Source organism: Pseudomonas sp. KH_046_2 (assembly GCF_057838985.1).
This window is the reverse complement of record NZ_CM174480.1, coordinates 960,009-973,066: the sequence shown is the minus strand read 5'-3', so window position 1 is coordinate 973,066 and position 13,058 is coordinate 960,009. Positions and strand designations below refer to the sequence as shown.

The following is a 13,058-nucleotide window of genomic DNA, read 5'->3' as shown; positions in this document are numbered from 1 at the left end:
AATATCCCGTTCAGAGGCGCGTGCGGCCTCGTATAATGCGCGTCATTATGAGCGGTCTCATACCGCCTGCAACTCTCTCAGGAACTGCTTAATGCTCAAGGCGCTGCGTTTTTCCGGCTGGCCGCTGTTGGCCGGCGTGCTTGTCGCTCTTTTGATAATCCAGCGTTACCCGCAATGGGTCGGGCTCCCGAGCCTCGACGTCAATCTGCAACAAGCGCCGCAAACCACCAGTATGCAGCAGGGCCCGGTGTCTTATGCCGAAGCGGTATCCACCGCGGCGCCGTCGGTGGTGAACCTGTACACCACCAAAGTCATCAACAAACCCAATCATCCGTTGTTCGAAGATCCGCAATTCCGTCGCTTCTTCGGCGATAACTCGCCCAAGCAGAAACGCATGGAGTCGAGCCTCGGTTCCGGCGTGATTATGAGCCCGGAAGGCTACATCCTGACCAACAACCACGTGACCAGCGGCGCCGACCAGATCGTGGTGGCGCTCAAGGACGGCCGGGAAACCCTGGCGCGGGTGATCGGCAGCGACCCGGAGACTGACCTCGCGGTTCTGAAAATCGACCTGAAAAACCTGCCGTCGATCACCGTGGGGCGTTCCGACAACATCCGCATCGGCGACGTCGCGCTGGCCATCGGCAACCCGTTCGGCGTCGGCCAGACCGTGACCATGGGCATCATCAGCGCCACCGGGCGCAATCAATTGGGCCTGAACAACTACGAAGACTTCATCCAGACCGATGCGGCGATCAACCCCGGCAACTCAGGCGGTGCGCTGGTGGATGCCATCGGCAACCTGACCGGCATCAACACGGCGATCTTTTCCAAGTCCGGGGGCTCCCAGGGCATTGGTTTCGCGATCCCGGTGAAGCTGGCGATGGAAGTGATGAAGTCGATCATCGAGCACGGCCAGGTGATTCGTGGCTGGCTGGGTATCGAAGTGCAGCCGCTGACCCAGGAACTGGCCGAGTCGTTCGGCTTGTCCGGGCGCCCAGGCATTGTCGTGGCGGGGATTTTCCGCGATGGTCCGGCACAGAAGGCCGGCCTGCAACTGGGTGATGTGATTCTTGCCATCGATGGCGAACCGGCCGGTGATGGCCGTCGTTCGATGAATCAGGTGGCGCGGATCAAGCCGACCGACAAGGTCGCGATCGAGGTGATGCGCAACGGCAAGGAGCTCAAGCTGATGGCGGAAGTCGGCCTGCGTCCGCCGCCGGCTCCGGTCAAAGAGAAAGAAGAAGAGTAAAGCGGCTAATACAAACCCTTGTAGGAGCGAGCTTGCTCGCGAAGGTGTGTCAGTCAACATTAATGTATCTGAGACACCATCGCGAGCAAGCTCGCTCCTACAGGGGGCAGCGGTGGTTTACAAGTCGCCGAGGCCGTCGATCAGCGCCTGATTCTGCTCAGGCGTGCCGATGGAGATCCGCAGGAACTGGGCAATCCGCTCCTGCTTGAAGTGCCGAACGATCACGCCTTGCTCGCGCAACTTCGCCGCAAGCCCCGCCGCATCGTGCCGGAGGTGACGGGCGAAAATGAAGTTCGCCGCCGATGGCAGCACCTCAAAACCCTTCTCCTCCAGCTGTGCAACGACCTTCTCGCGACTCTCGATCACCAACGCACAGGTCTTGTCGAAATACTCGCGATCCTCGAACGCCGCGGCAGCGCCAACATTCGCCATGCGATCCAGCGGATAGGAGTTGAAGCTATTCTTGATCCGCTCCAGCGCCTCGATCAGGTCCGGATGGCCGACCGCCAGACCCACCCGCAGACCGGCCAGGGAACGGGACTTGGACAGGGTCTGGGTCACCAGCAGGTTCGGATAGCGGTCCACCAGGGTGATTGCCGTCTCGCCGCCGAAGTCGATGTAGGCCTCGTCCACCACCACCACCGAATCCGGGCTGGCCTTGAGAATCTGCTCCACTGCTTCCAGCGCCAACAGGCAGCCGGTGGGTGCGTTCGGGTTGGGGAAGATGATCCCGCCGTTAGGCTTGGCGTAGTCCGCCGGGTTGATCTGGAACTGTTCGTCCAGCGGCACCGCGTCGAACTTGATGCCGTACAACCCGCAGTAGACCGGGTAGAAGCTGTAGCTGATGTCCGGGAACAGCAGCGGCTGATCGTGCTGCAGCAAACCGTGGAAGATGTGCGCCAGCACTTCATCGGAACCGTTGCCGAGGAACACCTGGTTGCTCTGCACGCCGTAGTATTTGGCGACCGCGTTCTTCAGCAGATCGCTGTTCGGGTCCGGGTACAAACGCAGGTTGTCATTGAGTTCGGTTTGCATCGCAGCCAAGGCTTTCGGCGATGGACCGTACGGGTTTTCGTTGGTGTTGAGCTTCACCAGTTTCGCCAGTTTCGGCTGTTCGCCCGGCACGTAAGGCACCAGATTCTTGACGAACGGGCTCCAGAATTTACTCATGTTCAGTTCCCCTGCTTGTCGTCAACGATGCGATATTCGGCGCTGCGAGCGTGGGCGGTCAGGGACTCGCCACGGGCCAGCACGGAAGCGGTCTTGCCCAGTACGGACGCGCCCTGCTCGGAACAGAAGATGATCGACGAACGTTTCTGGAAGTCATACACGCCCAGCGGCGAAGAGAACCGTGCGGTGCCGGAGGTTGGCAACACGTGGTTGGGACCGGCGCAGTAGTCGCCCAAGGCTTCGGAGGTGTGACGCCCCATGAAGATCGCACCGGCGTGGCGGATCTGCGGCAGCCAGGCTTGTGGATCGGCAACGGACAATTCGAGGTGCTCCGGCGCGATGCGGTTGGCCACTTCGATGGCTTGCTCCATGTCGCGCACCTTGATCAGCGCACCACGGCCATTGATCGAGGTTTCGATGATCGCGGCGCGCTCCATGGTCGGCATCAGCTTGGCGATGCTGGCGGCGACCTTGTCGAGGAACTCGGCGTCGGGGCTGACCAGAATCGCCTGGGCGTCTTCGTCGTGCTCAGCCTGGGAGAACAGGTCCATGGCGATCCAGTCCGGATCGGTCTGGCCGTCGCACACCACGAGGATCTCGGAGGGACCGGCGATCATGTCGATACCGACCTGGCCGAACACGTGGCGCTTGGCGGTGGCGACATAGATGTTGCCCGGGCCGACCACTTTATCGACCTTCGGCACGCTTTCGGTGCCGTAAGCCAATGCGGCAACAGCTTGGGCGCCACCAATGGTGAACACACGGTCGACGCCGGCGATGCAGGCAGCGGCCAGCACCAGTTCGTTGATTTCACCGCGCGGGGTCGGCACGACCATGACCACTTCGGTCACGCCTGCAACCTTGGCCGGAATCGCGTTCATCAGCACCGACGAAGGGTACGACGCCTTGCCGCCCGGTACGTAAAGGCCAGCGCGGTCCAGCGGCGTGACTTTCTGGCCCAGCACGGTGCCATCGGCCTCGGTGTAGCTCCAGGAGTCCTGCTTCTGTTTTTCGTGGTAGCTGCGCACACGAGCTGCGGCAACTTCCAGGGCTTCGCGCTGAGGCACGGTGATGCGGGTGAGCGCCAGTTCCAGACGCTCGCGCGGCAGGATCAGGTCGGCCATGGACTTCACGTCCAGGCCGTCGAACTGGCGGGTAAAGTCCACCAGAGCCGCGTCGCCACGCTCACGCACGGCCTTGATGATGTCCAGCACCCGCTGATTGACCGAGTCGTCAGACACACTTTCCCAGCTCAGCAGATGATCCAGATGATGCGCGAAATCCGGGTCAGCAGCGTTGAGTCGGCGAATTGCAGTCGGTGCGGTCATAGCGAGAGCCTCATAGGAATGGCAAAAACTCAGGCGCCCGAAGCTAGCACTCCATCCGCTTGGGCACCTGAGAATTCTGGCTATGAGGCGGATAGACGGGCGCGACTTATCGTCGCGCGGGTGAATCAGCCGCGGTGTCGAGACTCCACTGCCTTGCGCAGGGTATCGATCAACGCCTGGATACGGGCGTGCTGCATCTTCATCGAAGCTTTGTTGACGATCAGCCGCGAGCTGATTGCAGCAATGAATTCCTGTGGCTCCAGGCCGTTGGCCCGCAGCGTGTTGCCGGTGTCGACCACATCGATGATCTTGTCGGCAAGGCCGATCAGCGGTGCCAGCTCCATCGAGCCGTACAGCTTGATGATGTCGACCTGACGACCCTGTTCAGCGTAATAACGCTTGGCAACGTTGACGAACTTGGTGGCGATGCGCAGGCGGCCCTTGGGCTCGACCGCGCCGACCTTGCCGGCCGTCATCAGCTTGCACTGGGCAATTTGCAGGTCCAGTGGCTCGTACAGGCCCTGGCCGCCATATTCCATCAGCACATCTTTACCGGCGACACCGAGGTCGGCGGCACCATGCTCGACGTAAGTCGGCACGTCGGTGGCACGCACGATCAGCAGGCGTACATCTTCCTGGGTCGTGGGAATGATCAGCTTGCGGCTCTTGTCCGGATTCTCGGTCGGCACGATGCCCGCTTCAGCCAGAAGCGGCAGGGTGTCGTCAAGGATGCGGCCCTTGGACAGTGCGATAGTCAGCATGGGAAACGTCAGCCCTTAATCAGGAATCTTATGCCCGGTCGCAATCGGCGCCGGACACGCATCGAGCCGGAAACCGGCTCGACATACAACAATTCAACGGGCACGTCCATGTGCCCATGCAGCAGGTACTAGCCCGGAACGCGACGGATCTTGGCGCCCAGCATCTGCAGTTTTTCTTCGATGCACTCGTAGCCACGGTCTATGTGGTAGATGCGGTCGATCAGGGTGTCGCCGTCGGCGATCAGCGCCGAGATCACCAGGCTGGCCGAAGCACGCAGGTCGGTCGCCATCACTGGCGCGCCCTTGAGTTTTTCGGTACCGGTAACGATCGCGGTGTTCCCCTCGACCTGGATCTTGGCGCCCATGCGGTGCAGCTCGTAGACGTGCATGAAGCGGTTTTCGAAGATCGTCTCGATCACAGCACCGGTGCCTTCGGCAATGGCGTTGAGGGAGATGAACTGCGCCTGCATGTCGGTCGGGAACGCCGGGTACGGAGCGGTCCGCACATTGACGGCTTTCGGACGCTTGCCGTGCATGTTCAGCTCGATCCAGTCTTCGCCGCAGGTGATTTCGGCACCGGACTCACGGAGCTTTTCCAGAACGGCTTCGAGGATGGTCGGATCGGTGTCCTTGACCTTCACGCGACCACCGGTCACAGCAGCGGCAACCAGGTAGGTACCGGTTTCGATACGGTCTGGCATCACTTTGTAAGTGGTGGTGTGCAGACGCTCGACGCCATCAATGGTGATGGTGTCGGTACCGGCGCCGGAAACCTTGGCGCCCATGGCGTTCAGGAAGTTCGCCAGGTCGACCACTTCCGGCTCGCGCGCGGCGTTGGCCAGCACGCTGCGGCCCTTGGCCAGGGCCGCGGCCATCATGATGTTTTCGGTACCGGTCACGCTGACGGTGTCGAAGAAGAAGTGCGCGCCGCGCAGGCCGCCTTCAGGCGCCTTGGCCTTGATGTAGCCGCCTTCGACGTCGATGACGGCGCCCATGGCTTCCAGGCCACGGATGTGCAGGTCAACCGGACGCGAACCGATGGCGCAACCACCAGGCAAGGCGACTTCGGCTTCACCGAAACGGGCAACCATCGGGCCCAGCACCAGAATCGACGCACGCATGGTTTTAACCAGCTCGTACGGTGCGACCAGGGTCTTGATCGAGCGCGGGTCGATTTCGACGGAGAGTTTCTCGTCGATCACAGGCTCAATGCCCATGCGACCGAACAGCTCGATCATGGTGGTGATGTCGTGCAGGTGCGGCAGGTTGGCCACGGTCACCGGGCCATCGCACAGCAAAGTGGCAGCCAGGATCGGCAGGGCAGAGTTCTTTGCCCCGGAAATGCGGATCTCGCCATCAAGACGAGCGCCACCGGTAATAATCAATTTATCCATAAGAATCTCGACGCCCTTGGGCTCAGGTGCGCTCGGCCCAGGCCGCGCTGCTGAAAAATTTCATAGTGACCGCATGGATGCTGCCATCGGTGATCCACGGGTTCAAATGGGCATAGACCTGCTGCTGACGCTTCACCGGGCTCAATGCCTCCAGTTCATCGCTAATCACGTTCAGCTGGAAATTGCAGCCTTCGCCCTCGACTTCTACTTTCGTTCCGGGCAGCTTTCCTTCAAGAAAGCTCTTAACTTCGTTGGCCTGCATGCTCAACCTCAATCGGCGCCCTGTGCGCGCGGGTCGGACATCATACAAAAAAGCCCCGCGCCTGCGAACCCCGCCAAGCAGGACTCGGACGGGGGGCTTGTTCATAGATGCGGGTTAGGGATGCGCCAACAGCTCGGTCAGCTCGCTGACCTGAGCAATTTCACGCATGTCATCCGGCATCCCGCGGATGCTCAGGGCCTTGCCGGCCGCCTGCGCATCGCGGATGAAGCACAGCAACAACGACAAACCGACACTGCTGGACTTGGTCACCGCCGAACAATCGACTACCAGCGCTGCAGCCTTGCTGGCCTTGATCAGCGCCTTGCCCTGCTCGCGCAGGCCAGGGCCGGTGCGGTAATCCAGCACGCCACTGAGTCGTAACTCGCCCGCTTCGTCCATCAGGACTGCCGACTCACTCATTGGGCTGACTGCTCCGGTTTCTTGTCGGTGGCGTCCTTGGCCTTGGCAACTTCCCCGGCCCAACCATTGATGGTCTTGTCCAGGTCGTTGCCATTGCGCTGCATCGCATCGGCGAACTGATCGCGGAACAGCTTGCCGATATTGATGCCGTTGATGATGACGTTACGCAGTTTCCACTCGCCGTTGATCTTTTCCAGCGTATAGGACACTGGATAGATCGCGCCGCTGCTGCCCTTGACCGTCATGCCAACGCTGGTACGGTCGCCCGATTCGTCTTTGGCCGGTTCAACGGTGATGCCCTGGTTGTTGTACTCCAGCAAGGCATTACCATAGAACTGGAACAGGCCCTTCTTGAAGTTTTCTTCGAAGGTCTTCATCTGCGCAGGCGTAGCTTTCTTCGAGTATTTGACCGTCATGATGCTCTTGGAAATACCCTCGGCATCCACAACCGGCCCGACGATGTTGTCCAGCGCCGTGTAGAAGTCCTGCGGATCCTGCTTGTACTTCTCTTTGTTTGCCGCCAGGTCCGCGAGCATACGGTTGGTTGTGTCCTGCACCAGATCGTGCGCCGAAGGCGCCGCTACGGCATGGGACACCAATGGAAACACCGCGAGCATTACCAACAGGCCACGTCGCAAGGTAGAGATCATTTAACAGTTCCTCATTTAGCTTCTTTGCTAACGGTATTGAGCAGGAATTTACCGATCAGGTCTTCGAGCACCAGCGATGACTGCGTGTCATGGATGGTTCCACCATCCTTGAGCAGGGTGTCTTCCCCGCCCACGCTGATACCGATGTACTTCTCGCCCAACAGGCCAGCGGTCAGGATAGATGCAGTAGAGTCCGCCGGCAGATTATCGATGCGTTTTTCCAGCTGCATGGTCACCCGACCGGTAAAACTGTCGCGATCCAGATCGATGGCCGTGACCTTGCCGATGGTCACACCGGCCATGGTCACCTTGGCTCTGACAGTCAAACCGGCGATATTGTCGAAGTAGGCGTAAAGTTTATAGGTGTCGGTGCTCGGAGTCGGGGACAGGCCGCTGACCCGCAACGCCAACAAGAGCAAAGCCAGGATGCCAGCCAGCAAGAAAAGGCCGACACCGATTTCCAGGGTGCGGTTTTGCATCAGAAATCTCCAAACATCAAGGCGGTCAGAATAAAGTCCAGGCCGAGTACTGCCAACGAGGCATACACAACGGTCTTGGTAGTGGCACGACTGATCCCCTCGGAAGTGGGTTCGCAGTCATAGCCTTGGAATACGGCGATCCAGGTCACGACAAAGGCAAAGACGATACTTTTGATGATCCCGTTGAGCACATCGTCGGCGAACGTCACGCTGTTCTGCATGTTCGACCAGTAGGAACCTTCATAGACCCCCAGCCAGTCGACCGCTACCCACGAGCCGCCCCAGATGCCCACCACGCTGAAAATCATCGCCAGCACCGGCAGGGAAATGAAACCGGCCCACATGCGTGGCGCGATGATGTACTTGAGCGGGTCAACCCCGATCATTTCCAGGCTCGACAGCTGCTCGGTGGACTTCATGTTGCCGATTTCGGCGGTCAACGCCGAGCCGGCGCGCCCGGCGAACAGCAAGGCGGTCACCACCGGCCCCAGCTCACGCAGCAGCGTCAGCGCCACCATCTGCCCGACGGCCTGTTCTGAACCATAGCTGGAAAGAATGTTGAAGCCCTGCAGCGCCAGCACCATGCCGATGAACACCCCGGAGACCACGATGATCACCAGGGACATCACGCCCACCGAATGCAACTGCTTGACCAGCAGCCCGAACCCGCCACCGATGCCGCCCCGACCAAGCAAGGCATGGAACAGGAACAAGCTCGAACGCCCGAACACTGCCAACACATCGATGCCGGCCTGGCCGAAGCGGCGAACGCGTTCTATCAATGAAATTCTGCGCATCAGCGCTTCCCCAGAAGATCTGCGCGGTAATCCGTCGCTGGAAAGTGGTACGGAACCGGGCCGTCGGGCTCACCGGTCATGAACTGGCGAATGCGCGGTTCATCCGAGTTCATCAACTCGTCCGGCGTACCCTGCCCCAACACCTGACCATCGCCCACCACATAAATGTAATCGGCAATGCTCGCGGTCTCGGCCAAGTCGTGGGATACCACGATGCTGGTGATGCCCAGCGCATCGTTGAGAAGACGAATGAGGCGCACCAGAACACCCATTGCGATGGGGTCCTGACCGACAAAGGGCTCGTCGTACATGAGGATCTGCGGGTCGAGCGCAATCGCCCGGGCCAGCGCGACACGGCGCTTCATGCCGCCGGAAAGCTCGTCGGGCATCAGTTCGATGGCGCCGCGCAAGCCCACGGCCTGCAGCTTGAGCAGGACGATGTCGCGGATCATTTCATCCGGCAGTTGCGTGTGAACCCGCAGCGGAAAAGCGACGTTCTCGAAGACATCGAGGTCGGTAAACAGTGCGCCGCTCTGAAACAGCACGCCCATATGCTTGCGTGCATCGAACAGGTCGCTGCGCGACAGTTTTGGCAGGTTCTGACCGTTGACCCAGACTTCGCCCTTGGTGGGCCGCAACTGGGCGCCCATCAGACGCAAGAGCGTGGTCTTGCCACACCCGGAAGGCCCCATGATGCCGGTGACCTTGCCGCGCGGGATACGGATATCGACATTATTGAAAATGCTGCGCGCACCGCGCTTGAAGGACAGTCCCTTCAGCTCGACCGCGTAGGCGTTATCGGCACTCATCTAAACTCCTTGCGATGCAGCCTCTCACTCGGACGCCTGGCTTTCTGACGAAAGCACATACCTCCCGGGCAGGCCGAACTGGCGTCGAACTATATCACTGCAAAGGCTGCGCGCCCAAGGCCAAAGCCAGGCCATGTTCAACTGAATGACAGGTTGAAAGCCCCGTTTAGAAGGTTTCCGGCACCTTGGATGGCAATGCGCGACGAACTAGCGTGAGGGATTCGATCATAACCGCTATAATCGCCGCCTTTTCATCAGGCTAAACGATTTCCGACATGAGCCAATCCAGCGACCTGATTCAATCCGCCCAACGCACCATCCGCCTCGAAGTGGAAGCCGTTAACGGCTTGCTGTCGCATATCGACGCAGATTTCGTACGCGCTTGCGAGATGATTCTGGCCAGCAAAGGCCGCGTGGTCGTGGTCGGCATGGGCAAGTCGGGGCACATCGGCAACAAGATTGCCGCGACCCTGGCCAGCACCGGCACCACGGCGTTTTTTGTGCACCCGGCTGAAGCCAGCCACGGTGACATGGGCATGATTACCCGCGACGACATCATTCTGGCGCTCTCGAATTCCGGCTCCACCAATGAAATCGTGACCCTGCTGCCACTGATCAAGCGCCTGGGCATTCAGTTGATCAGCATGACCGGCAACCCTGACTCGCCGCTGGCCAAGGCCGCCGAGGTCAACCTGAATGTTCACGTCGAACACGAAGCCTGCCCGTTGAACCTGGCACCCACTTCATCGACCACCGCCGCCCTGGTCATGGGCGACGCCCTGGCCGTCGCGCTGCTGGAAGCCCGCGGTTTTACCGCCGAAGACTTCGCCTTTTCCCATCCCGGCGGCGCCCTGGGCCGACGCCTGCTGCTGAAAGTGGAAAACGTCATGCACGCCGGGCAGGAGTTGCCGCAAGTACAGCGCGGCACCCTGCTGAAGGACGCGCTAATGGAAATGACCCGCAAAGGCCTGGGCATGACCGTGATCCTGGAAGCCGATGGAAAGCTGGCCGGGATCTTTACCGACGGTGACTTGCGTCGCACGCTGGACCGTAGCATCGACATCCACAGCGCTACCATCGACCAGGTCATGACTGCACACGGCAAGACTGCCCGCGCCGAGATGCTCGCCGCCGAAGCGCTGAAAATCATGGAAGATCATAAAATCAACGCGCTGGTCGTGGTCGACCGTGAAGACCGCCCGGTCGGCGCCTTGAACATGCACGACTTGCTGCGTGCGGGAGTAATGTAATGAGTGCGGACCTGCTGCATCGCGGCAAACAGATCAAGCTGGCGGTATTCGATGTCGACGGCGTACTGACCGATGGGCGCCTGTACTTCCTCGAAGACGGCAGCGAATTCAAGACGTTCAACACGCTCGACGGCCAGGGCATCAAGATGTTGATGGCCGCTGGCGTGCAGACCGCCATCATCAGTGGCCGCAAGACCCCGGTGGTCGAACGGCGGGCCAAAAACCTCGGCATCCCGCACCTCTATCAGGGTCGCGAGGATAAACTGGTGGTACTCGACGAACTACTGGCCCAACTCAACCTGAGCTATGAACAGGTGGCCTACCTCGGCGACGACCTGCCGGACCTGCCGGTGATTCGCCGCGTAGGCCTGGGCATGGCGGTAGCCAATGCCGCCAGTTTCGTGCGTGAACACGCTCACGGCATCACCCTCGCCCGTGGCGGCGAAGGTGCCGCTCGCGAATTCTGCGAATTGATCCTGCGCGCCCAGGACCGTCTCGACGCGGCCAATGCGGCGTACCTGTGAGCCCATTATGCTGAGCAAAAAGTTTCGCAACACCCTGATGTACAGTTGCATCGCGGCGATATTCGCCGCGGTTGGCTACTGGAACATCAGCCCGGAACGCTTTCTCGACAAGCCGGTAACGTCCGTCGATGAAAGCGCAATCGACTATTACGCCATCAACGCCCACAGCGTGCAGTACCTGCCGGATGGCAAGCTGCAATATGATCTGGTGTCCGACAAGGTCGAACACCTGAAAGCGACCGAAGTGACATTGCTGACCAACCCCGACCTGAATGTGTTCCGCGGCACTGAATTCCCGTGGCACGTCCAGAGCCTGCGCGCCGAGGTCAACCCTGACGGCACACAGGTCGAACTGATCGATGACGTGCGCATCACGCGCTTCGACGAGAAAAACCGTAGAACCCTGATCACCAGCACCCGCATGACCGTGTTCCCGCAGCAGCAATATGCGCAGACCGAGCAAGACGTTAGAATCGACGGCGCTGGCGGTGTATCGACTGGCAAGGGAATGAAAGCGTATTTGAAAGAGAGCAGGATACACCTGCTATCGAACGTAAGAGGACAGTATGAGGCTCGTTAAAACCCTCCCGATTTTGCTCAGTCTGGGCGCAGCACTGGGAAGCGTGAGCGCCTGGGCTCTGCCGGAAGATCAACAGCAGCCTATCCGCATTCAGGCCGACGATGCCCAACTGGACGACAAGCAAGGTATTGCTACCTATAAGGGCGACGTGATCATCACCCAAGGCTCGATGAAGGTGACAGGCAACACCGTTACCATCACCCGCACCCCGACTGGCGACATTGACGTAGTGACCTCGGTGGGCAACCTGGCGTACTTCGAGCAATTGCAAACGGCTGGCGATACCAAGCCTGTTCAGGGCTGGGGCGTGACGATCCAGTATCACGCCTCGCAAAATCGCGTCGTACTGATCGACAAGGCCAAGGTTGTCGACAAGGACAACAACGTCACCCAAGGCGAGAAAATTGTCTACGACACGGACAAGAAGCTCGCCAGCGCCGGTCGCGCCACAGGCAGCAAGATCACCGAGTCGCGCCCGCGCATCGACATGGTGATCCAGCCGAAGAAGAAAACCGACGAGAAAAAGGCCCAGTAATGGCAACTCTGAAAGCTCAGCATCTGGCCAAGAGCTACAAGAGCCGCCAGGTCGTGCGTGATGTCAGCCTGTCCATCGACAGCGGCCAGATCGTCGGCCTGCTTGGCCCGAACGGCGCCGGCAAGACCACCTGTTTCTACATGATCGTCGGCCTGGTGCAAGCCGACCAGGGCCGCGTCCTCATCGATGACCTGGACGTCAGCCACCAGCCGATGCACGGCCGCGCAAAGGCCGGTATCGGCTACTTGCCGCAAGAAGCATCGATCTTTCGCAAGCTGACGGTGGCCGACAACATCATGGCCATCCTCGAGACCCGCAAGGAACTCGACAAGGCCGGCCGTCGCAAGGAGCTGGAAAGCCTGCTGCAGGAGTTCCACATCAGCCACATCCGCGACAACCTGGGCATGAGCCTGTCCGGTGGTGAGCGCCGTCGCGTGGAAATCGCCCGCGCCCTGGCCACCAACCCGAAATTCATCCTCCTCGACGAACCCTTCGCCGGCGTGGACCCGATTTCGGTCGGCGACATCAAGCAGATCATTCACCACCTCAAGGCCAAAGGCATTGGCGTGCTGATCACGGACCACAACGTTCGTGAAACCCTGGATATCTGTGAAACCGCCTATATCGTCAATGACGGTCAACTGATCGCCGAAGGCGACGCAGAGACCATCCTGGCCAACGACCTGGTCAAGGAAGTGTATCTGGGCCATGAGTTCCGCCTGTAAGCGCTGAGCCGTGCCCAGGCGGTTGCCCGGGCACCAGACCGCCCCACTCTCCAGCACCTCGTGCCGACAAGCGTGGTCAGCCCTCGACAAGGGCAGCGCAGCAACACAGCTTTATAGTTTTT

The 13,058-nt window shown here is 60.1% G+C and carries 16 protein-coding genes; 6 read left to right on the top strand and 10 right to left on the bottom strand.

What is annotated here, in order from left to right; translation table 11 throughout:
- Nucleotides 1-91 precede the first annotated feature (91 nt).
- The gene (algW, locus tag AC3IX1_RS04360; RefSeq protein ID WP_489387260.1) at nt 92-1,252 is read left to right on the top strand and encodes a Do family serine endopeptidase AlgW; all 1,161 of its coding nucleotides are present in this window, start codon (nt 92-94) and stop codon (nt 1,250-1,252) included.
- 117 nt (nt 1,253-1,369) lie between these two features.
- Here algW and hisC read toward each other — a convergent pair whose 3' ends face one another.
- From hisC to AC3IX1_RS04310, 10 genes are all read right to left on the bottom strand, one after another.
- The gene (hisC, locus tag AC3IX1_RS04355; protein WP_489387259.1) at nt 1,370-2,422 is read right to left on the bottom strand and encodes a histidinol-phosphate transaminase; all 1,053 of its coding nucleotides are present in this window, start codon (nt 2,420-2,422) and stop codon (nt 1,370-1,372) included.
- Nucleotides 2,423-2,424: 2 nt separating this feature from the next.
- Nucleotides 2,425-3,750: a histidinol dehydrogenase gene (gene hisD / locus AC3IX1_RS04350; RefSeq protein ID WP_489387258.1), complete on the bottom strand. Its 1,326-nt coding sequence runs from the start codon at nt 3,748-3,750 to the stop codon at nt 2,425-2,427.
- A 125-nt stretch (nt 3,751-3,875) separates the two neighbouring features.
- Entirely contained in the window at nt 3,876-4,511 is a 636-nt protein-coding gene (gene hisG, locus AC3IX1_RS04345) for an ATP phosphoribosyltransferase (protein ID WP_489387257.1), read from the bottom strand.
- A gap of 128 nt (nt 4,512-4,639) precedes the next feature.
- The gene (gene murA / locus AC3IX1_RS04340; protein WP_489387256.1) at nt 4,640-5,905 is read right to left on the bottom strand and encodes a UDP-N-acetylglucosamine 1-carboxyvinyltransferase; all 1,266 of its coding nucleotides are present in this window, start codon (nt 5,903-5,905) and stop codon (nt 4,640-4,642) included.
- A gap of 22 nt (nt 5,906-5,927) precedes the next feature.
- Complete coding sequence (locus AC3IX1_RS04335) at nt 5,928-6,167, bottom strand: BolA family protein (RefSeq protein ID WP_489387255.1); 240 nt, start codon at nt 6,165-6,167, stop codon at nt 5,928-5,930.
- Nucleotides 6,168-6,281: 114 nt separating this feature from the next.
- Nucleotides 6,282-6,587 carry an STAS domain-containing protein gene (locus AC3IX1_RS04330; RefSeq protein ID WP_489387254.1) on the bottom strand — a complete coding sequence of 102 codons (306 nt, stop codon included), beginning with the start codon at nt 6,585-6,587 and terminating at the stop codon, nt 6,282-6,284.
- Nucleotides 6,584-7,237, bottom strand: coding sequence for an MlaC/ttg2D family ABC transporter substrate-binding protein (locus AC3IX1_RS04325; protein ID WP_489387253.1), 654 nt, complete (start codon nt 7,235-7,237; stop codon nt 6,584-6,586). Before AC3IX1_RS04325 ends, AC3IX1_RS04330 begins: the two co-directional genes overlap by 4 nt.
- A gap of 11 nt (nt 7,238-7,248) precedes the next feature.
- Nucleotides 7,249-7,716: an outer membrane lipid asymmetry maintenance protein MlaD gene (mlaD, locus tag AC3IX1_RS04320; protein WP_007970271.1), complete on the bottom strand. Its 468-nt coding sequence runs from the start codon at nt 7,714-7,716 to the stop codon at nt 7,249-7,251.
- Nucleotides 7,716-8,513, bottom strand: a complete 798-nt coding sequence (gene mlaE, locus AC3IX1_RS04315; protein ID WP_489387252.1) for a lipid asymmetry maintenance ABC transporter permease subunit MlaE — start codon at nt 8,511-8,513, stop codon at nt 7,716-7,718. The genes mlaD and mlaE overlap by 1 nt, the downstream gene beginning before the upstream one ends.
- Nucleotides 8,513-9,322, bottom strand: coding sequence for an ATP-binding cassette domain-containing protein (locus AC3IX1_RS04310; RefSeq protein WP_007986707.1), 810 nt, complete (start codon nt 9,320-9,322; stop codon nt 8,513-8,515). Before AC3IX1_RS04310 ends, mlaE begins: the two co-directional genes overlap by 1 nt.
- Nucleotides 9,323-9,597: 275 nt before the next feature.
- Between AC3IX1_RS04310 and AC3IX1_RS04305 the strand changes: the two genes are divergently transcribed.
- The 5 genes from AC3IX1_RS04305 to lptB are packed head-to-tail and all read left to right on the top strand — an operon-like array spanning nt 9,598 to nt 12,936.
- Nucleotides 9,598-10,572, top strand: coding sequence for a KpsF/GutQ family sugar-phosphate isomerase (locus AC3IX1_RS04305; protein WP_489387251.1), 975 nt, complete (start codon nt 9,598-9,600; stop codon nt 10,570-10,572).
- Complete coding sequence (locus AC3IX1_RS04300; protein WP_489387250.1) at nt 10,572-11,096, top strand: KdsC family phosphatase; 525 nt, start codon at nt 10,572-10,574, stop codon at nt 11,094-11,096. The genes AC3IX1_RS04305 and AC3IX1_RS04300 overlap by 1 nt, the downstream gene beginning before the upstream one ends.
- A gap of 7 nt (nt 11,097-11,103) precedes the next feature.
- Entirely contained in the window at nt 11,104-11,676 is a 573-nt protein-coding gene (lptC, locus tag AC3IX1_RS04295; protein WP_489387249.1) for an LPS export ABC transporter periplasmic protein LptC, read from the top strand.
- Nucleotides 11,663-12,211, top strand: a complete 549-nt coding sequence (gene lptA / locus AC3IX1_RS04290) for a lipopolysaccharide transport periplasmic protein LptA (protein WP_489318361.1) — start codon at nt 11,663-11,665, stop codon at nt 12,209-12,211. The genes lptC and lptA overlap by 14 nt, the downstream gene beginning before the upstream one ends.
- On the top strand, nt 12,211-12,936 hold the full coding sequence (lptB, locus tag AC3IX1_RS04285) for an LPS export ABC transporter ATP-binding protein (RefSeq protein WP_489387248.1): 726 nt from the start codon (nt 12,211-12,213) through the stop codon (nt 12,934-12,936). The genes lptA and lptB overlap by 1 nt, the downstream gene beginning before the upstream one ends.
- The last annotated feature ends 122 nt before the right edge of the window (nt 12,937-13,058 follow it).

Coding starts and splice junctions, on each gene's coding strand:
- AC3IX1_RS04305 (WP_489387251.1), top strand. CDS start 9,598: ATGAGCCAATCCAGCGACCTGATTCAATCCGCCCAACGCACCATCCGC.
- algW (WP_489387260.1), top strand. CDS start 92: ATGCTCAAGGCGCTGCGTTTTTCCGGCTGGCCGCTGTTGGCCGGCGTG.
- AC3IX1_RS04310 (WP_007986707.1), bottom strand. CDS start 9,322: ATGAGTGCCGATAACGCCTACGCGGTCGAGCTGAAGGGACTGTCCTTC.
- AC3IX1_RS04300 (WP_489387250.1), top strand. CDS start 10,572: ATGAGTGCGGACCTGCTGCATCGCGGCAAACAGATCAAGCTGGCGGTA.
- lptB (WP_489387248.1), top strand. CDS start 12,211: ATGGCAACTCTGAAAGCTCAGCATCTGGCCAAGAGCTACAAGAGCCGC.
- lptA (WP_489318361.1), top strand. CDS start 11,663: ATGAGGCTCGTTAAAACCCTCCCGATTTTGCTCAGTCTGGGCGCAGCA.
- AC3IX1_RS04325 (WP_489387253.1), bottom strand. CDS start 7,237: ATGATCTCTACCTTGCGACGTGGCCTGTTGGTAATGCTCGCGGTGTTT.
- lptC (WP_489387249.1), top strand. CDS start 11,104: ATGCTGAGCAAAAAGTTTCGCAACACCCTGATGTACAGTTGCATCGCG.
- murA (WP_489387256.1), bottom strand. CDS start 5,905: ATGGATAAATTGATTATTACCGGTGGCGCTCGTCTTGATGGCGAGATC.
- mlaE (WP_489387252.1), bottom strand. CDS start 8,513: ATGCGCAGAATTTCATTGATAGAACGCGTTCGCCGCTTCGGCCAGGCC.
- hisC (WP_489387259.1), bottom strand. CDS start 2,422: ATGAGTAAATTCTGGAGCCCGTTCGTCAAGAATCTGGTGCCTTACGTG.
- AC3IX1_RS04330 (WP_489387254.1), bottom strand. CDS start 6,587: ATGAGTGAGTCGGCAGTCCTGATGGACGAAGCGGGCGAGTTACGACTC.
- mlaD (WP_007970271.1), bottom strand. CDS start 7,716: ATGCAAAACCGCACCCTGGAAATCGGTGTCGGCCTTTTCTTGCTGGCT.
- hisG (WP_489387257.1), bottom strand. CDS start 4,511: ATGCTGACTATCGCACTGTCCAAGGGCCGCATCCTTGACGACACCCTG.
- AC3IX1_RS04335 (WP_489387255.1), bottom strand. CDS start 6,167: ATGCAGGCCAACGAAGTTAAGAGCTTTCTTGAAGGAAAGCTGCCCGGA.
- hisD (WP_489387258.1), bottom strand. CDS start 3,750: ATGACCGCACCGACTGCAATTCGCCGACTCAACGCTGCTGACCCGGAT.